This window comes from Nocardioides sp. BGA-UO-ETr-FS32, assembly GCF_059567905.1.
The window spans coordinates 1-18875 of record NZ_JCAQOX010000010.1 but is presented as its reverse complement, the minus strand read 5'-3'; the positions used below and the strand labels follow the sequence as shown (position 1 = coordinate 18875).

The following is an 18875-nucleotide window of genomic DNA, read 5'->3' as shown; positions in this document are numbered from 1 at the left end:
ATTCCTGAACGAGTCGTGATATTCATGGCATGTGCATCGGATTTGTGATCCCAAGGGCCGCGCATGACGCTGGCGGTAGTACGTTCGCTCGACTCGCCGCGCCGACTCACGTCGGCGTCCGATGTCGAGGAGTTCGAGCAGGAGGTCGTCGATCAGCACGCGCTGGCGATGGTGGGAGCGGGCCTGACTGACGGGTACATCGACGCCGAACGTTCCGCGGTGATCGAGTTCGCGCGGTTCATCGGTGGGCCCGTGTGGACCGCGACGGGATCGGAAGCCGACCGTTACCTGACCTGGCTGCGACGCGACCGTGGTCTGTCGCGATCCACAGTGGAAGGCAGGGCGGGGTCGGTGGCGCGGTTCTTCGAGTTCATGATTGCCCGCTACCAAGGGGACATCCACGCCCTGACCGGTGTCGTGGTCGACCAGCCGATCGACGAGTTCAACCGTCCGGCCAGCGCCTGGACACGGGCGGTGCGGGTGCCGCCCAGCGACGACGAAGTCGACACCCTCTTCACCTGCTGGGGCGACGCGCTGCCCGATCAGCGCAAGTACCTCACGGCGGCCCGGGACTACATGGCCGCCTCGCTGTGGCGCCGGGTTGGCCTGCGGCTGAACGAGACCGTGATGCTCGACCTGCGCGACTGGCGTCCCGACCTCGGTGAGCACGGCAAGCTCCACGTCCGGTTTGGCAAGGGCTCCTGCGGCCGCGGGCCGAAGACCCGGCTGGTGCCGGCCATCAACGGCATCGACGACCTGCTGCACTGGTGGCTGACCGACGTACGCCACCAGTTCGGGGACGACTGGGACGCCCCCGATGCGCCGCTGCTGCCGAGCGAGCGACACGACCCGATGACCGGTCGCCCTACCAGGGCCGGGGCCGACACCCTGCGCTCCGGACTGGTCAGCGCCGTCGAACGCTGGCTGCCGGCCTGGCAACAACGCCTCACCCCGCACGTTCTGCGCCACTACTGCGCCACGTCGCTCTACCACCGCGGCCTGGCCCTCAAAGCCGTCCAAGAGCTCCTCGGCCACGAGTGGCTCAAGACCACCACCGTCTACGTCCACGTCCACGACGACCACATCGAGCACGCCTGGGCCGAAGCCAACAAGCGCCTCACCGACCGCTTCGACCTGCCATCCGATCCGAAGGAGCGATGAACCGATGCAGTGGAACTTGCGCATGGCCGCCGCCGAACGCGGCATCTGGAAATCCACCGAACTACGCCGCAGGCTGGCCGACGCCGGTCTCGAGATCTCCGCAGGGAAGATGTCGGCACTGTGGACCGGAACCCCGACCACCATCCGGCTCGAGGACCTCGACGTGATCTGCGCGGTCCTGGACTGCGAGCCGTCGACGCTGCTGGTCCGTGAACCGGCCAAGGTCGCCGCACGCCGGTCCGCGAAGACAGCCGACGGCGTCGACCAGCCAGCCAGCGGACTTCCGTCAGCTTCGACAGTCCAGCCGCGACTCGGGCGTAACCGCACCCGACCGCCTGCGTGAGCAGCGCCAAACAGCCAAAACCCTGCACTGGCTGCCGCGAACGTCCTGCCGCGTGGACCAACCCGCGCGTCGACTACTGCTACCAGTGCCTGCCAGGCGGTCCGTTCCAACCGCCCGGCTGTACCCGTTGCGAGTCCGGCAACGGCCCACTGGGGTACCCGTTCGGCGTCGACTACTACTCCCAAGGCATGTGCACCCGCTGCCACCTGGGTGCCCCCCAACGCGTCGACAGCTGCCGCGACTGCCACTCCTGGGGCGTCATCCGCAAGCACAAGTGGCTGTGCTGGCGCTGCCACAGCTGGCGCGCCCGACTCCCGGACGGAACGTGCCGTCTCTGTCGCCGCGCACTCAGAGTCAACTTCGATCGAGTGTGCAACCTGTGCGACCGGCAGATGAGCATCTTCCTCGGCACCACCGTCGATGACGCCAACGCAGGCGGGCAGCAGCTCTACTTCGCCAACATGCCCTGGCAGCCCACCAGGATCCGCGGGGGAAACGTTCGCCGGCTCAACAAGCCCAACCCTCGGCCTCTCCACACAGACCGTGCCAATCGTCTGAAGACCATCAAGTTCTACCCGGTCGAGCAAATCCAGCTCGCGCTGTTCGACATGCCCCGCGACCTCACCAGCGCCCTGGATCGAGAACTGTCCACCGAACGGCTGCCTGACCCGCCGCACGAGCAGATGGCAACCTTCCTCGACGCCGCAGTCCTCGACCATGCCCGCCGCCACGGCTGGCCCAAGTCGACGATCCACCGCACCCAACGCTCGATGCGCGTCCTGCAGCTCACGCAGGACACCCCGGGCGCCATGCTCCTGGCCACCGACGCCATGCGGCTTCAAGAGATCGGACTGACGGCGATCCCGGTCATCGACGTCGCCACCGCCGCCGGCGTCATGCTCGATGACCGTCAACCCGCCATCCACGCCTCCTTCGAAACCACCACCGCCCACCTGCCCACGCAGATGCGCACCGAGCTGACCGAATGGTTCGACGTGATGCTCAACGGATCGACGACCCCGCCCCGACGCAAGCCACGCGATCAACAAACGATCAGGCTCTACCTGCGCTGGGCACTGCCAGCCCTCACCTTCTGGGCCGAGGAAGGCATCGAGTCGCTGCGCGAGATCACCTCGGCCGACGTACGTGCGGTGTTGCCCGGTGCCGGCAACCCTCGCTCGACTATGGGCGCCGGACTCCGCTCGATCCTCACCCTGCTCAAAGCCCGCAAGGTTCTCTTCGTCAACCCGATCGCTCGCATCCGCACCGGAGGACACGAACGTCGCCAACCCCTGCCGCTGGACACCGCAACAATCCAGCGCGCCCTGAACTCGCCCAACCCAGCCTGCGCCGCCATAGCCGCGCTCGCGGCCTTCCACGGCGCTCGCACCCGCGAGGTCCGCTTCGTGCACCTCGCCGACCTCAGGGACGGCCGCCTCAACCTCGGGAACCGCACGATCCCGCTCGCCGAACCAGTCCGAGTCCGCATCGAAGCCTGGCTCGACCACCGCGCTCGCCGCTGGCCCAACAGCGCCAACCCCTACCTGTTCATCAACCACCGCAACGCCGGCAAGCTCATCCCTGTCGGATTCAACTGGGTCAGCCTGACCCTGGACGTACCCGTCAGCGTGATGCGCGACGACCGCATCCTCCACGAAGTGACCGCCACCGACGGGGACCTGCGACGCATCTGCGAGCTCTTCGGGATAACCGTCGGTGCAGCCTTGCGCTACCTCCCAAGCCCTGAGGTTGACGGCGCGCAGCCCTTGCCCGGGCTCTCCGACGAAGTGCCTCGCCAGATCCGACCTGTCGATTGAGCAACGCAGGAAACTCCGTTGCGGAGCTGCCCCGCTGTCAACAAGAGTGCGGCCATGGACGACGCACTCGAAGCAGGCGCTCGCGCCGAGCAGGTCAACGAGGAATTCCGCCCCATAGGGATTGATGGCGAAGTAGTGAGTCGGCCAGCCGCTGACGGCACGAGCACCGTGCACAGCCTTCTGCGCCATCTGCGAAGCCAAGGCCTCGACTGCGTTCCTGAGCCTCTGGGTGTCAACGATGGCGTCGAGACACTGCGATTCATCGCAGGCGCCGACGGGGGCGAGGGCTGGTACCACCAGCACACCGACCAAGGCCTCGCTTCCGCCGCCCGCCTCCTGAGGCGGATCCACGAAGCGGGTCGTGACTGGACCCCGCCCACCGATGCCGTGTGGGGTGCGCCAAGCGTGCCCGGCGACGACATCGTCTACTGCCACGGCGACCCCGGACCATGGAACTTCATCTGGCACGACAACGAGGCAGTCGCCCTGATCGACTGGGACTACCTCCACCCCGCCCCCCGCATCGACGACGTCGCATACGCCCTGCAGTGGTTCGCTCCGCTCCGCTCCGACGAACTCGCCTTGGAATGGCATCACTTCCCGGAGGTCCCAGACAGGAACCACAGGATCCAGGTCTTCCTCGACGCCTACGGCAATCTGCCGGCATTCGACGTCGTCGACGCCGTGACCAAGCGCATGCAAGCGACAAGCGATCTCGTTCGAGCTCTCGCCGAGCAGGGACAGGAACCACAACGCACCTGGGTCGCCGAGGGCGCCCTCGAGCAGGACGCCGCCGAGATCGCCTGGGTGCGCGACCATCGGACCCTCATCAGCTGACCCCGCAACCAGGCTCCGACGAGTCCGCCCGCGGTGAGTGCTGACCAATCGTGGCTGCTCCTCGAGCGCCGTCTCGACCGCCGGGCAGCATCCGTAGCTGCCCCTGGTGGCGTGGGTTCGCGAACCCGCGGCCACCGCGGCGCTGCGTGAGAGGCTGAAGCCGTCAGTTCCCACCGCTAGACCCTTCAGTATTCGTGAACTCACCGGAGGGCGCAGTCACTCTCTCGACCGGCATGCTGGCGCGTTGCCGTACGACGGGGTTCCAGCCGGGAACGACGCTGAGGCTGCGTCCGGTCACGATGACGACCGCGGTGCCGGCGGAGCGGCTCGTCGAGACGGCGACATCGGCCAGGACGTCGTCACCGCCAGCATCGGCGACGAATGACGTCGCGGCCGTGGAGCCGGCGGCTTCGCTGCCGTGTTCGCCTGCGGCTGTGCGAGCCCCCTCCTGGGCGGCGGCGATCGCCACCTCGCGGGCATGGTGGTAGAGCGCGGCCTGAACTCCGATGAACATGACCGCGAACAGTGCGGGCAGCAGGATGACCAGCTCGATGGTGGCGGAGCCGCGGTCGCTGCGCCTACTGGATGTTGCCGGCCTGCGTCGTGACATAGGTCCTCACCGCCGCGACGACGATGGCCACGATCCCGATGACGGCCACGGCCCACAGGACGTGCTCGGTGGTGACCGAGCCACGCTCGTCAGGGTCTGCCCGGGCAGTCAGCTCGATCTTGAGCCTGATCAGTGCAGTGCAGATCTGGAGCATCGTTTGCTTCCTTCCTTCGAGTTCGTTCTGGGTTAGGTGTTGCCGAACATCCGGAGCAGCGACGGGGCGACGAGCAGCGCCATGAAGATGACGCCCAGCAATGAGCCGGGGATGGTCATCCGCTCGCCGACTGCGTTGGCCTGGGTGAGCTCGTCGTTGAGCATCGCGGTGCGCATCGCTGCGGAGCGGGCACGCAGGTTGGCGTACACGCTGGCACCTTCCTCACCGGACAGGCGCATGATGTCGGCGAAGTCGTCCAGCTCGGGGAGTCCGAGCTCGTCGGCCAGGGTGTGCAGGGCCTCCCAGGGTGGGAGCCCTGACCATCGGGAGCGCGTCAGCTCTTCGTTGAGGCGTTGGAAGACCCATGAGTCCCCGATCTCGGCCGCTGCCTCCATGGCCTGGCGTACACCCGAACCGTTGTTGCGCTCCAGAGCGACGAGCCCGATGTAGGCGCCGAGGGCGCGAGTGAACTCGAGGCGCGCCTTCTTCGCCTCATCGATGGCGTTGTAGTTGGGCAGGAAGAACATCACCACGGCCAACCCCAGGGACGCGAAGGCGGGGATCGTCAGCGGGAGCCCGAGGTCGAGGAACTCGAGGAAGGCGGCGAGGAGGGGTGGGATGAGCAATCCGAGGAACGCGAAGACGATCTTGTCCCCGTAGAACCGTGCGAGCGGGACTCGCAGCAGCGCGAGCTCCCGTGTGGGGGTGCGGACCCACACGCCGGGAGGGAGCGCGCGGATCGCCCAGACCCCGATGCGTTCCTTGCCCGCGGCCGCGGATCCTGATGTGTCTGCCCGGGGCGCGCGGGTCGGCGTCAAGCGGCGGAGGGCGTCGGCGAGGTCGGGTTCCGCCGGCATCAGTCGGGCCGCCAGGAGGACGAGGCCCAGCCCGACCATGGCTCCCGCGAGCAACGCGAGCTGCAGCCCAGTCGTCATCGGTTCGCTCCCGGCTGGTGATCAAGGAAGCGGGGGAGTGGACGACCGATCGCCATCTGCCGCATCCACACCAGTGTGGCGACGTAGGCCGAGAGCAGGACCGCGAGGATGACCTGACCGAACGGGCTGCGGTACGGCTCGACGTACGTCCCCGAGACCGCGAGGATCACGAGGACGCCGACGCTGATGATGGTGACCCACCGTGCCGTCGAGCGAGGCTTGGCCCGGTCCGCCTCGACCTGGCGGCGGGCGCGTACGTCGGCTGCGACCGACTCGGCCAGTCCTTCGAGCACGGCTGCCAGCCCGGCGCCGCGGCGGCGGGCTCCGAGGATCAGATTGGCTGCGACGAGGTCGCCGGTGGCGTCGTCGAGCTCGTCGGCGAAGGCTCGGATGGCGTCCTCGGTGACCCAGCGGGCACGCAGCCGGGCCACCAGGCGAGTCACCTCGGGAGCGATCGCGTCCGGGGTCGACCGCAACGTGGCCACGAGGGCCTGCTCGAGACCGACGCCGACCGTCAGCACGCCGGACAAGGCGCGGGTCCATTCCTCCATCGCCTCCAGCCGGCGGATGCGAGCAGCTGCGGGCGGCGAGGCGAGCAGGGTCGGCAGACCGACGACAGCAACCGGGAGGGCGACGAGGGCGAGGGCCCACCCGGTGACCAAGAATGCCACCAGCCCGGACACCACACCCGCCGCGATAAGGGTCCGCGTTCGGCGGGACATGCCACCGAGCCGTCCCCAGCGCGCCGTTGATGGCTTGGGGGCGGGGATCTCCACGCGTCGTAGACCGGCGACGAGTCCGAGGATTCCGGCCACGATCAGCGCGCCACTGAGTGCAGGGACGAGGACGATCATGGCCGTGCGTCCTGCTGGGCGAGGAAGCCGGAGAGATCGAAGCCGTCAGCAACCAGGCTCCGGTAGGCGTCGGGCAACACCGCTGGCGCGGCCCTACCGCTGCGGTCGGGGGTGAAGACGTGCGTGGTGGCGTAGCCGGTATCGCGTTCACCAGGTTCGATGGCAATGATCTCGGCTACCTGGCGATGTCGATGTGAGACCCCGTCGGAGGCCGTTGTGCGCAGGTCGAGGTGCACGATCAGGTCAATCGTGGCGGCGAGCTTGCTGGTCGCCAAGCCGTGGGTGACGTGGGGCCCGGCCTCCATCGCGCAGGTGACCAGCTTGCGGACGGCTGCCACCGCGTCCGAGGCGTGGGTGGTGGAGATGGATCCAGTCCCGGACTCCATCGCCTTGATCATCGCCCAGATTTCTCTGCCTCGGACCTCGCCGACGATTTGGCGCGACAGGTTGAAGCGGAATGAGTCGACCAAGGCCTCGTCGAGGGTGAACTCCCCGGCCTGCCTGCCGTCGAGGCCCCGCTCGCCTGAGCCTGGTCGGGCCTCCCAGGCGTGGACGATCTCGTGGCGATCGAGCTCGTGGAGGTGCAGCTCGTACTCGGTCTCGAAGGTTCCGATGGCCTCGAGCGAGTCGATCTCGGCACACAAGGCGCGCACCAACGTGGTCTTGCCGGCTCCCTGACTGCCGGACACGACGATGCTCTTGCGAGCACGTACGGCGGCACGGAGGAAGGAGGCCGCGACCGGTGAAAGCATGTCTCGGTCGACGAGCTCATCGAGCGTGATGCTCATCAGGCGGTGGCGGCGGATCACGACCGACGGCCGAGGAGTCACCCACGCCGCAGCGGCGAGCCTGGCACCGCCGTCGAGGCGCAGGTGCAGCTTCGGCTGGGCCTCGGAGAATCCGCGGGCATTGACCTCGCTACGGGAGGCGAGGAAGACCAGGAAGTCGATGAGCTCCTCGTCGGAGTCCGCGACGGCCGATCCTCGGGTCACGGAACCATCGATGAGCTCGAGCATGACTCGGTCGTGCCCGGTGATGATGATGTTCTCCACGCGGTCGTCGTCCACAAGCGGCTGGAGACGACCGAGCCGGAACAGTGCGTCGAAGACCGCACGGGCCATGGCGTCCTGATGGGCGATCGTCCAGGCTGTGCCACCGGCGTTGACCTCGTCGGCCAGTGCGCTGTCGATCAGCTCCAGCACGATGGAGCGGCCGAGCTCCTGCTGTGATGCTGGACCGAGTCGAGCCCGATCGGCAGCGATCGACTGGCTCAGCTGCTCGGAGGCTTGAGCACGCAGTGCGGCCACCAAACCCCAGTCGAGGTTTGATGCTTGTGACGGATCCGGGGGGTTGACGCCTGCCGGCTCACGTCCAACCACGGGGCTTCCGAGCGGCGGGATCGTCTGGGCAAACAGCGGCAGCCTGGTGACGTCGGCCGCCTCGACGGGGGTGTCGATCTCAGCCCGGCTGGTCATCGAGTGGCCTCCGCCAGCTCGGTGCGCTCGCTAGCAATGCGTGCCTGGATCGCCTCGATTGTCGCCCGCAGGCTCCGTACGAGCGGACCGGTTTCGAAGCGCCGCGGGGGAGCGGCTCCACGGTGGTAGACGGCTGCGGCGTCTCTGTCCTCGGCGACAGCGCCCACCACCGGCAGTCCCAGCACGGACGCCACCTCCCTGCGGGAGTAGGGCTGGCCCTCACCCACGAGCAGGGCGCATGCATCACGCCATGCCGTGGCCTTCCTCACCGTCTCGGACCACGATCTCGCCGCAGCCAGGGCGGGGAGCGTGGTCCGGGTGACGAGGAGTGACACGTCTGCGTTCGCGAGCAGCGGTTCGGGCGCCCCGACCAGACCGAGACGTCCGGAGTCGACGATCACGTCCTGCCCGGTCGTGTCGAGATCGGCCAACGCTCCCGACAGTGGCTGCCACAGGTCGCGCAGTCCCGCCGACTGAGCGTGAGATCGGGTGCCAGCGATGAACCCCGCCGTCGAGCCAACGATCGGCTGGACCACGCCCGGTAGCGCGTCGGAGATGTCGTACGACGACAAGGCGAGCTCGATCAGCCCGGACTCGTACTCCCGTGTGCCGCGGAAGAAACCCGACAGAAGCCCCGAGCCTCCCGTCGGATCGGCCTCGACCAGCAGCACAGGTCGCGGCCAGAGGAGCGTCAGGCCCAGTGCGGTCGTGGTGACACCCGGCGACCCGGACGCCGAGGTGAGCGCGATGACGGCCATGACCTCACCTCTCCCGCGAATCGAGGATGAGCGCGACGTTGCCGGTGGCGGCACGTGCGGCGAGCACGGTGGCATCGGCATGCGGGACCAGTACGTCGACGACCATGACTCCGCTCTCGGGGTCGTAGTTGACCCCCACGACCTCAGCATCGTTGAACGCCGGAGGGCCTGACGACGGCTCACCACCCGGTGGCGGGGTGACTACGAGCCGCACCACGTCACCAGCCTGCAGCGCCATCCCTGGGGACTGAGCTGCGGAGAGAGCAACCCCGACGATCGAAGCGCCGTCCCCTGGAACCGACTCCGTCGTGGTGGCCCCAGCCGTGATCAGCCCGCCCTCAGCGATGTCGAGCGCGGCCCGCTTCCCGACAAGGTCGTTGAACGCCGAGGCGGCCACGGGGGAGAGGGCTGGATCAGCGCTGATCCGGACCCGCGCGAGGTCGTCTTCCGTGATCAGTGAGCCGCGCTCGATGGTGGACCGCGCGACCAGGACCTCCTGCGTGTTCGTGGTCGACGTCCAGGCCCAAGCGGCGAGCAGTGCCCCGACACAGATCGCGGCGACAGCACCCGCCACCAATGCCGGCCGACGCCGGAGCTTGGGAGGCGGTACGAGTGGAGGGGAGGGAGGGGTCGACCCGCGCTCAACGCTCCTACCGTTCCTCGTGGTGGTGCTGGTCATGTTCGATACCTCTCCGGTCGCGGCGCCCGCTACTGCACGAGCACCTGCGCTTCCCCGACCGCAACCGCGACCGATCGCCGTAGTCCGTTCAGGCGGATCACCCCCGACTGCCCAGCCCCCGTCCACGCCACGACCCAGTCCGAGCTCGCCGTGACGGTGAACCTGCCGTCCTGCTCCCGCGAGCTCGACGTCGCGTAGACATGGCCGCAGGTGGGCGACTGCTTCCTGCCGTACTCCGCCTTGTACGGCGTTCCCGCGTTACGACACACCACCTCGGTGCCATCACCCATGTCCCACGTGACCCTGTGAACCCTGGCCGTGGCAGTGATCGTGATCCCGCCGGCCGATGCGCTCGCTGTGATCGGCCCGAACGTGTGGTCGTCAGGGCCTGCGGCCCACATCCAGACCGGCATCCCGACCAGACCTACGCTGCCCGGGCCGGGTTCGGGGGCAAGCCCGATGTTGATCGCCTTGAGCTGCATGTCCTCGATCGCGAGCCGGGCGACCTCGCCAGGCGTCGGCGTGGTGCCTGAGTCGGGGGGCGGATCCTGCGACCAGAGGTAGACCAGGATCCCGGTCTGCGGTTGGTAGCAGTGGTAGACGGCGCCGTCGCCTGGTTCGTGCCCCTGCCAGGCGGGGTCTCCAGCGGGTGGCACCGGCGTCGCCAGCTGGATGTAACAGTTCAAGCCGTTGGACCAGTAGCCCGCATCCGACGAACACGGCACCGGCCCCGGCGGGGGCTGCGTGATACCGAGAGCCGTGCCATCCCACACGCACGACTCCCCGCCGCCCGTCTCCACCGGAACGTCATCACCTTCTTCACCGGGGGTGCTGGGAGTTCCGGGCACCTCCACCCAGACGAGGCAGACACCGGTTTGCGGGTCATTGACCTGGCACTCGGTGTCCGCGAAGACCGGGGCCGGGGCAAGCAGCAGCAGAGGTGCCATGACCATGAGGAGAGTCAAGACTCGCGTTATGCGCGATCGCATGGCGGGCGCTCGAGATTCTGGCTCGAGGCGACACGCCACGAACCCCGCGGGTCCGCCTCAAAGTTGTAGTTGGAGACCAAGTAGCGAATCCACCCGGTGTCGGGTCGGTCATCGCTGACAACCGACGTTCCTTTGCTGTCGAGGATGTCGACGCCCCCGACGTCGTAGCAAACGTCAACCTGGACCGTGGGTACCCGACCGCCTTCGGGATCAGAGTTGTCCAATACGACTCCCTCAACCGTGAGCTCGGCGATCTTCGTGTGGCCGGTCTGGTGCTGGCCCTGTTCGCGCTCTCGGGCGAACAAGGTTCTTTGAGCAGAGAGCTCCCCGCCGATGGCGACGCTGCGGAGCTTGGTGAGCTTCACCGCCGGGTCCGTGCGGAGCTCGTCGCGAACGGCATAGAAGGACCGCACCAGTGCCGACGCGTCCGCAGCGGCTGCTTCGCTGCTGGTCCTGGGCGTCGTTGCGGAGGTCGCCGGCGGTGAGACGGGGTCGGCTGTGCTCGGCGGGTCACTTGCGGGTGGGCCCGGCTCGTCGTCGGCGCAGGCAGTCACTGCGGCCAGCAGGAGTGCTGCAGTCGCGAGTGCGTGGGCTACCCGTGAGATCGTCATCGCCGAGTTCCTGACTTCCCTCACGAGGGCGCCCCGAGAAGGAATTGGCGGAGAACTTTGTGACTTCCGGATTGAACTCCGTCAGGACCAATTGACGCACTGACTACTCGTCCCACGCAACTGTCTCCCATGATTTTCCTTCCTCGCTCCTGACTGATCTGTTCGCTGCCCTCCAGGTGCGATCGCCGGTCCACATCCGTCCGCCCGTCCTCGCCCTGCACGTCGTCCTTCTCGACATACACCGTTTGCAGAACGAGGTGGGCTCTGTGGGTCTGCGGCCTGTGGACAATTAGCCGCCTGGCCGCCTCTGGAACAACTTCGGCACCTGCATGCCAAGGAGGTGCGTGAGTGACCGTCTCGATGCGGGTGATGTCGGCGGGCCGGGGCTACGACTATTTGCTCAAAAGCGTGGTCCGTGGAGATCGCGACATGGGCGCTGCTACTCCGCTCACGAGGTACTACACGGAGGCGGGCACGCCACCAGGCCGATGGCTCGGCTCAGGGCTCCACGCGCTCGGCAACGGCGAGATCAGGCGAGGGGACGAAGTGACGCCCAACAACTCGCACTGCTGCTCGGTACAGGTCGAGACCCGATGACTGGCGACCCGCTGGGTCGGGCGTTCCCCGAATACGACGGGGTGAGGGCCCGGGTCGCGGCTCGGGTATCCAGGCTTCCTCGTGACCTCAGCACCGAACAGCGCATCGAGGCTGCGGCCACCATCGCGCACGAAGAAGTGGCTGCTGGCACACGACGTGCCGTCGCTGGCTACGACTTCACCTTCAGCGTCCCCAAGTCAGTCTCCGCGCTCTGGGGAGTCGCGGACTCGGGAACCCAGGCACTCATCCTCGAGGCTCATCACCAGGCCCTAGACGAAGTAGTCGCGTTCCTCGAGCGCGAGGTCGCCGCCACGCGGAGAGGAGTGGCCGCCGGCGACGGCGCAGTGGCCCAGGCCGACATCGTCGGGATCGTCGCGACGGCGTACGACCACTGGGATTCACGTCTTGGTGACCCGCAGCTCCACACGCACGTCGTCATCTCCAACAAGGTCAAGACCGCGGAGGACGGGCGCTGGCGCAGTCTGGACGGACGACCACTGCACGCCGGTGTCGTCGCCATGTCTGCGCACTACAACGCCGTGCTCGCAGACCGGATGACACTCACTTTCGGGATCGAGTGGGAGCAGCGCGACAGGGGCAAGAACCACAACGCTGCCTGGGAGCTGGTGTCCGTCCCGGAATCGCTGATCCACGAGTTTTCAGGTCGCTCGCGCATGGTTGACAAGGAGGCCGACCGTCTGGTCCGGGAGTACGTTGCCCGCCACGGGCGTCGCCCATCCGCGACGCGGATCATCGAGCTGCGAGCGAAGGCGACGCTTGTCACGCGTCCCGAGAAGGTCATCCGATCGCTGTTCGACCTCACCACCGCATGGCGGGAACGGGCGCACCCGATTCTGGGTGTCAGCGCAATTGATTGGGCCCGCACAATCACAGCCGGTCCGGTCGCCCGTCCAACTCTGCGGGCCGATGACATCCCGCTCGACGTCGTTGCCGCGCTGGGCGCCTCGGTGGTCAGGTCGGTCAGCGAAAAGCGTTCGACGTGGCGACATTGGAACCTTTGGGCTGAGGCGTCCCGACAGACGATGGGGTGGCGCTTTGCCAGTGTCGAGGACCGCGAAGCAGTAGTTGGGATGGTCGTCGACGTTGCGAAAGGTCAGTCGCAGTCGCTGACTCCACCGGAGTTGGCAACCAGCCCCGAGGTCTTCCGGCGAGAGGACGGCTCGTCCGTGTTCCGACCGCGGCACTCGATGGTCTTCACGTCCGAGGCGCTGCTCTCGGCCGAGGACCGGTTGCTGGCTCGATCGACCGACCTCACGGCTCCGTCAGTCAGCCGGGATGTCATCGAGCGCGTGGCTCGCACGCAACACCTGTTGAGTGCTGAGCAGGTCGAGACTCTCGCGCGGATCGCCGTGTCCGGGCGGCAGGTCGACCTTCTCGTCGGTCCGGCCGGCGCCGGTAAGACCACCGCCATGCACGCCCTGAAGACAGCCTGGACGAAGGCGCAAGGGGAGAACAGTGTCGTCGGCCTCGCTCCGAGCGCTCTCGCCGCTCAGGTGCTTGCCGAAGACCTCGGCATCGGGTGCGAGAACACCGCCAAGTGGCTCCACGAGTACGACCGCGGGCGGGCGCAGTTCCAGCAGGGACAGCTCGTGATTATCGACGAAGCCACACTGGCCGGCACCTTGGCTCTCGACCGACTCGCGGCTCTCGCAGCCGATGCCGGTGCGAAGTTGCTGTTGGTGGGGGACTGGGCGCAGCTCCAATCCGTCAACGCCGGCGGTGCATTCACCCTCCTGGCCTCATCTCGTCCCGACACCCCTGAGCTCACCGAGGTCCACCGCTTCAGCAACGAGTGGGAGAAGGCCGCGTCGCTCGACCTGCGCTTCGGCTGCACTGAGGTCATCGGCACGTACATCCAGCACGACCGTGTCCGTGGGGGCACTACCGAAGAGATGATGGACGCCGCGTACCTCGCGTGGAGGGATGACGTCCGGTCTGGTCGTAGTGCGATCCTCGTGGCGGATGCCACGGAGACGGTGACGTACCTCAACACCCGCGCTCGCGCCGACCGCATCGCGGGGGGCGATCCAGGTGGATGTATCGAGGTGAGTCTCGCTGACGGGACGCGGGCGTCGATGGGTGATCTCGTGATCACTCGCCGAAATGACCGCCGCCTACACGCCGCGCAAGAGGGATGGGTCCGCAATGGCGACCGTTGGCGCGTCAGCCACGTGAACAAGGACGGTTCGATGACCGTGTCCAGAGACGGTACGGGCGCCGGCTCCGTCACGTTGACCGCGGCGTACGTCGCGGAGCACGTCGACCTCGGGTACGCCGTTACTGCTTACCGCGCCCAAGGCCTCACCGTTGACACCTCCCATGTCGTCGTCTCGTCTGCGACCGCTCGCGAGAGTCTCTATGTCTCCATGACGCGGGGGAGGGAGGCGAACATCGCTTACGTCGCGCTGGACAAGCCAGATGAGGTTCACGTCCCGCCGGGGTCCGACGAGGTGAGCGCACGCACCGTGTTGTTCGGCGTGCTAAAGCACGCGGGAGCACAACCGTCCGCCCACCAGACAATCGTCGAGGAGCAAGAGAAGTGGTCATCCATCGCGCAGCTCGCGGCGGAGTACGAGACCATCGCTGCTGTTGCCCAGCGGGACCGATGGATCGGCTTGATGGAGACCTGCGGGTTGACGGACGAGCAGCTCGACGCGGTGCTCGGATCCGACTCGTTCGGGCCGCTCACTGCTGCGCTGCGGCGTGCCGAGGCGAATCGTCATGACGTCGACCGTCTCCTGCCGGCACTCGTCGCACTGCGATCACTCCAAGACGCCCAAGACGTAGGAGCCGTACTGATCGGTCGACTCCGCAGGGCAGCGCGTTCCGAACGCGCGATGGGCCTAGGCGAGCCCAACTACATCGTCGGATTGATCCCCCTGGCCGAGGGCCCGATGAGCCCGGAGATGAGCGCCGCTTTGCATGCGCGGCAGACGCTGATGGAGTCACGAGCCAAGGCACTCGCTGACTTGGCGGCCAAAAGGAACGAGCCCTGGCTCAGACGCCTCGGCACGCCGCCGAAGGAAGACGCAGCCCATGGCCGCTGGTTGGACGACGTCAGGACAGTGGCCGCCTACCGCGATCGCTACCAGGTGGTCACATTAAGTGCGCTGGACGAGCCGCGGTCCGAGGCTCAGAAGCTCGACGCCACCCAAGCTCGGCGGGCGATCGGCCGAGCTCGCGTCGTTCAGCGCGAGCTATCAGCCTGCAGCGCGTACAGCGGAAGCGCGCGCGTGCCGGGACAGTTCATCGGTTGATCAAGACCAAAAGACCGCCGTTCGGCGATTGTCCACATGCGCAGACGATCCACGTCCGGCAGCGTCGCCGGGTCCGGTAGGCAGATGAGACTCTGGAAGGAGATCGTCATGCTGGGTTTGCTCTGGACCCTCAGCGCCATAGTCCGTGGCTATTCGCGCGCTGGCCTACCGTCCAATCGAGCGTTGGATTGGCTGCAGACCCCGCCGGGGCTTGCGTGGGCTGCTCCTGTCGCGCTGACCGTGGTTCCGGCCTACCTATTCTGCGCGAGCCTGTGCGCAAATGCCGTCGATGGTGGTGGCCCGGGCTACCTCAACGCCCTGGTGCTGCTCTTCTTCTGGAACGCGGTGAAGTTCGCTGTGATGGGAGCTTTGACACCCATCAGGGGAGTAGTGGCACATATGCACGGAGTCCGTGCCCGGCGGTCTTCTTGATCGTGGGCAGCGGGTGAGCCCGCAGGGGGCCCGCGTGGGAAGGACAAAGGAGGCCAAGCAGTAGTGGACGCGCGGCCATTGCCGCCCCGGTCCGCCTCTTCCTTCCAAGAGTGCTCGCTAGCCTAATTATCCATGATTTCATGGAATGACGTATGTTCCGCTCCATCATCAGCCGCCACCCGGAAGGAGCATTAGATTGACCGCCGACACCCGAACCGGTGGCACCGGACGTCACATCGAGCTCGGACTGCGCCAGAACGCCGCGCAGTTCATCCTGCTCGTCGTCGTGAACGCCCTGGTCGGCGGCATGCTGGGGCAGGAGCGGACCGTGCTCCCACTGCTCGGCCAGGAAGAGTTCGGCATCACGGCCTACACCGCAGGGTTGAGCTTCATCCTGGCCTTCGGCATCGCCAAGGCGGCCACCAACTACTTCGCCGGCACCTGGTCGGACCGCTTCGGCCGCAAGCCGGTCCTGGTCGCAGGCTGGCTCGTCGCGGTGCCGGTGCCCCTCATGCTGATCTGGGCGCCGTCGTGGACCTGGATCATCGTCGCCAACGTGCTGCTCGGCGTGAGCCAGGGCCTGACCTGGTCGACGACGGTCGTGATGAAGATCGACCTCGTGGGACCCGCGCGTCGCGGCCTCGCCATGGGGTTCAACGAGGCCGCCGGCTACGCGGCCGTCGCCGCGACCGCGCTGGCCACCGGCTACGTCGCGGAGTCGTACGGGCTGCGGCCGGAGCCGTTCTTCCTCGGCATCGCCTTCGCCGCGCTCGGGCTCGGGTTGTCGACACTCGGCGTGCAGGAGACCCGCGAGCACGCCCGGCTCGAGGCTGCCGGGCACGTCGCCCGGATCGACGGCAAGCACGATCACCTCCGCGGCGAGCTCACCAACGGTCAGGTGTTCGTGCAGACCAGCTTCAAGGAGCCCGCTCTCTCCTCGGCCAGCCAGGCCGGCCTGGTCAACAACCTCAACGACGGCCTCGCCTGGGGCCTGTTCCCGATCCTCTTCGCCAGCGCTGGCCTCTCGGTCGGCGAGATCGGCGTCCTCGCTGCCCTCTACCCCGCCGTGTGGGGCGTCGGCCAGCTCGTCACCGGCGCGCTCTCCGACCGGTGGGGCCGCAAGTGGCTCATCGCCGCAGGCATGTGGATCCAGGCGCTCGCGCTCGCGCTGATCGCCCTCGCCGACACGTTCCCCGCGTGGGCGGTCGCCGCGGTGCTCCTCGGAGCCGGGACGGCGATGGTCTACCCGACCCTGCTCGCCTCGATCGGCGACGTGGCCCACCCGGCCTGGCGCGCACGCGCGGTCGGCGTCTACCGGCTGTGGCGCGACGGCGGATTCGCCGCCGGGGCCCTGCTGGCCGGCGTCGTCGCCGACGCCCTCGGCGTTGCCGCTGCCGTGTGGACCGTGGCCGCCCTCACCGCCGCATCCGGGCTCGTCGTGGCCGTGCGCATGTACGAGACCCACCACCGACCGGCCGCGTCGGCCAGCGAGGAGACCACGCATGGGTGACCGGGCGGGGAAGGACGCGCTGTTCGCAGAGTTCGCCGCGGTCGGCAAGGCGCTCGGCAACCCCGGGAGGCTCGAGCTGCTCGACCTCCTCAGCCAGGGCCCGCGCAGCGTCGAGAGCCTCGCGGACGCTGCTGGGCTGGGGACGAGCACCTGCTCTGCGCAGCTGCAGACCCTGCGGGAGGCGGGTCTCGTGGAGTCCCGGCGCGACGGCAGGCGGATCTACTACTCGCTCGCCGGGACCGAGGTCGCCGGGCTCTGGGACCACCTGAGGCGGGTGGCGCAGACCCACCGCCCGCACACGGAGCTCGCCCGGCGCGCCTACCTCGGCCCCGAGGACACCATCGCCGTCGACACCGACGAGCTGCTGCGCCGACTCGCTGACGGGGCCGCCGTCGTCCTCGACGTCCGGCCCGAGCCGGAGTACGACGCCGGGCACCTTCCCGGGGCCATCCACATCCCGCTCGAGGAGCTGAACGACCGGATCGGGGAGCTGCCCCGCGATCACCAGGTGATCGCGTACTGCCGCGGCAGGTACTGCGTGCTGGCCCACGACGCCGTCCGCCTCCTCAACGCCGAGGGGCTCGACGCCGTGCGGGCCAGCGACGGGGTCCTCGAGTGGCGCGTCGCGGGCATGCCCGTCGAGACCGGCGGGGCCTGACCGGTCGCTTTCAACGGAGTGTGAGCCTGGAGGGCAGCCTCACCGTCAGCGACGCCAAATGGTTCCGCGCGCCGACAGGTGCGACATGGTGGCTCGGGGCTTCTCTGCACCTTGGCCTCTAGAGGCGATGGTCCAGGAAGGTGGGAACGCGCTCGGGGGAGGGCGCGTCCCCACCAGTTCAGGGGATCAGCGGCCGAAGAGGCGGGACAAAAACCCGCGATCTCGACCGCTGGCGGCCTTCTCGGCCGCAGTGTGCTGGCCGTTGCACCAGTCCTTGGCGGGGACGCCGGCCTTCACCTGGGCGATGTGCTGCCCGCAGCCGGACCACGTGGTCTTGCCGCAGGTCTTGCATCGGGTTGCTCGGCACATGGGTGCTACTCCGATAACTGTGTGTGGGAAGAGGAAAGGAACGGAACTCGTTGTCGAAGGAGGAACACTGCTTAGGCCGCGTTCCGAACTGCGCTGATCAGCCGACCGTCGGGGCGCCAAGCTCGAGAGCCCGGCCAGAGCGGACCCATGCGGTAGTGCCGCCGACCACCGAGTACGCGTCGTACCCGCTCGCCACGAGGAAGTCGGTCATGGCAGCGCTGCGATTCCCGGAGGCGCAGACCACGAACACCGACCGGGTCTTGTCCAGCTCGCTGAGTGAAGTGGCCAAGCGAGTCATCGGCATCAGCCTGGCGCCAGGGACGTGGCCTGCGATGTACTCACTTGATTCGCGGACATCGATGAGCATCCCTTCGCCATCGCGCGCGGCGGCAAGGTGTTCGACGTCGATCTCAGGTGTGCGTCCGCTCATCGGTGTCGATCGTCCTTTCGCGTGTTGCGAGGTACCTGGCGGGGTATGCGTTCGTGTCGACCATACACACCCCCGGGGGTATGTCCAAGTCGTGCTTGGTGCTCGCGGTTGCGAAATTGGAATACGGCCGGGGGTATCAAGGTTCTGCTGGGCACGAACCTGTCAGAGACCCGGAGGAAGAGAGAAGACACATGGGCACCGTGAACCTGAGCGCCGAGGACTTCGAGCGCATCGTGACGACTCACGACATCGTCTTCGGGGTCTGCCCCGAGTTCGGTTGACACCTGACCTCTGAGGTTTCGGCCTCAGGCGGAAGGATGTCCCCCGTGGCAAAGCCCTACCCCAAAGAGTTCCGCGACGACGTCGTGGCCGTGGCCC

At 67.6% G+C, this 18875-nt stretch carries 18 protein-coding genes and 1 pseudogene; 8 read left to right on the top strand and 11 right to left on the bottom strand.

Annotation, left to right across the window (positions count from 1 at the left end):
• Positions 1–63: 63 nt before the first annotated feature.
• The 4 genes from AC57BS_RS04260 (at position 64) to AC57BS_RS04245 (ending at position 4158) form a co-directional block, all read left to right on the top strand.
• On the top strand, positions 64–1161 hold the full coding sequence (locus tag AC57BS_RS04260; protein WP_496410221.1) for a tyrosine-type recombinase/integrase: 1098 nt from the start codon (positions 64–66) through the stop codon (positions 1159–1161).
• A 4-nt stretch (positions 1162–1165) separates the two neighbouring features.
• Positions 1166–1504, top strand: coding sequence for a helix-turn-helix domain-containing protein (locus tag AC57BS_RS04255; protein WP_496410220.1), 339 nt, complete (start codon positions 1166–1168; stop codon positions 1502–1504).
• A gap of 392 nt (positions 1505–1896) precedes the next feature.
• On the top strand, positions 1897–3321 hold the full coding sequence (locus AC57BS_RS04250; RefSeq protein ID WP_496410219.1) for a site-specific integrase: 1425 nt from the start codon (positions 1897–1899) through the stop codon (positions 3319–3321).
• Positions 3322–3375: 54 nt separating this feature from the next.
• Complete coding sequence (locus tag AC57BS_RS04245; protein WP_496410218.1) at positions 3376–4158, top strand: phosphotransferase; 783 nt, start codon at positions 3376–3378, stop codon at positions 4156–4158.
• 163 nt (positions 4159–4321) lie between these two features.
• Here the strand turns inward: AC57BS_RS04245 and AC57BS_RS04240 are convergent, their stop codons facing one another.
• From AC57BS_RS04240 to AC57BS_RS04200, 9 genes are read right to left on the bottom strand one after another with little or no spacing between them, the layout of a single operon-like run.
• A complete protein-coding gene (locus AC57BS_RS04240) occupies positions 4322–4768 on the bottom strand; it encodes a TadE/TadG family type IV pilus assembly protein (protein WP_496410217.1) in 447 nt (148 codons plus the stop codon).
• Positions 4737–4922, bottom strand: a complete 186-nt coding sequence (locus AC57BS_RS04235) for a hypothetical protein (protein WP_193599407.1) — start codon at positions 4920–4922, stop codon at positions 4737–4739. Before AC57BS_RS04235 ends, AC57BS_RS04240 begins: the two co-directional genes overlap by 32 nt.
• A gap of 32 nt (positions 4923–4954) precedes the next feature.
• The gene (locus AC57BS_RS04230; protein ID WP_496410216.1) at positions 4955–5857 is read right to left on the bottom strand and encodes a type II secretion system F family protein; all 903 of its coding nucleotides are present in this window, start codon (positions 5855–5857) and stop codon (positions 4955–4957) included.
• On the bottom strand, positions 5854–6711 hold the full coding sequence (locus AC57BS_RS04225; RefSeq protein WP_496410215.1) for a type II secretion system F family protein: 858 nt from the start codon (positions 6709–6711) through the stop codon (positions 5854–5856). Before AC57BS_RS04225 ends, AC57BS_RS04230 begins: the two co-directional genes overlap by 4 nt.
• Positions 6708–8186, bottom strand: coding sequence for a TadA family conjugal transfer-associated ATPase (locus AC57BS_RS04220; protein ID WP_496410214.1), 1479 nt, complete (start codon positions 8184–8186; stop codon positions 6708–6710). Before AC57BS_RS04220 ends, AC57BS_RS04225 begins: the two co-directional genes overlap by 4 nt.
• Positions 8183–8944, bottom strand: coding sequence for a hypothetical protein (locus AC57BS_RS04215; RefSeq protein WP_496410213.1), 762 nt, complete (start codon positions 8942–8944; stop codon positions 8183–8185). The genes AC57BS_RS04220 and AC57BS_RS04215 overlap by 4 nt, the downstream gene beginning before the upstream one ends.
• 4 nt (positions 8945–8948) lie before the next feature.
• The gene (locus AC57BS_RS04210) at positions 8949–9623 is read right to left on the bottom strand and encodes an SAF domain-containing protein (protein WP_496410212.1); all 675 of its coding nucleotides are present in this window, start codon (positions 9621–9623) and stop codon (positions 8949–8951) included.
• A gap of 29 nt (positions 9624–9652) precedes the next feature.
• Positions 9653–10570: a hypothetical protein gene (locus tag AC57BS_RS04205; RefSeq protein ID WP_496410211.1), complete on the bottom strand. Its 918-nt coding sequence runs from the start codon at positions 10568–10570 to the stop codon at positions 9653–9655.
• 26 nt (positions 10571–10596) lie between these two features.
• Positions 10597–11223 (bottom strand): hypothetical protein, encoded by a 627-nt coding sequence (locus tag AC57BS_RS04200; RefSeq protein ID WP_496410210.1) that lies wholly within the window; start codon positions 11221–11223, stop codon positions 10597–10599.
• A 360-nt stretch (positions 11224–11583) separates the two neighbouring features.
• Here AC57BS_RS04200 and mobF point away from each other — a divergent pair.
• From mobF to AC57BS_RS04180, 4 genes and pseudogenes are all read left to right on the top strand, one after another.
• Positions 11584–12608: pseudogene (gene mobF / locus AC57BS_RS04195) on the top strand (MobF family relaxase); the annotation flags it as partial.
• Positions 12609–12863: 255 nt separating this feature from the next.
• Complete coding sequence (locus tag AC57BS_RS04190) at positions 12864–15098, top strand: ATP-dependent DNA helicase (protein ID WP_496410256.1); 2235 nt, start codon at positions 12864–12866, stop codon at positions 15096–15098.
• Positions 15099–15726: 628 nt separating this feature from the next.
• On the top strand, positions 15727–17040 hold the full coding sequence (locus tag AC57BS_RS04185) for an MFS transporter (RefSeq protein WP_496410209.1): 1314 nt from the start codon (positions 15727–15729) through the stop codon (positions 17038–17040).
• Positions 17033–17698: an ArsR/SmtB family transcription factor gene (locus AC57BS_RS04180; RefSeq protein ID WP_496410208.1), complete on the top strand. Its 666-nt coding sequence runs from the start codon at positions 17033–17035 to the stop codon at positions 17696–17698. Before AC57BS_RS04185 ends, AC57BS_RS04180 begins: the two co-directional genes overlap by 8 nt.
• Before the next feature lie 186 nt (positions 17699–17884).
• Here AC57BS_RS04180 and AC57BS_RS04175 read toward each other — a convergent pair whose 3' ends face one another.
• Together AC57BS_RS04175 and AC57BS_RS04170 are read right to left on the bottom strand one after the other, a co-directional pair.
• On the bottom strand, positions 17885–18067 hold the full coding sequence (locus AC57BS_RS04175) for a DUF8730 family Cys-rich protein (protein WP_496410207.1): 183 nt from the start codon (positions 18065–18067) through the stop codon (positions 17885–17887).
• A gap of 97 nt (positions 18068–18164) precedes the next feature.
• Positions 18165–18497 (bottom strand): rhodanese-like domain-containing protein, encoded by a 333-nt coding sequence (locus tag AC57BS_RS04170; RefSeq protein ID WP_496410206.1) that lies wholly within the window; start codon positions 18495–18497, stop codon positions 18165–18167.
• Positions 18498–18875: the final 378 nt, after the last annotated feature.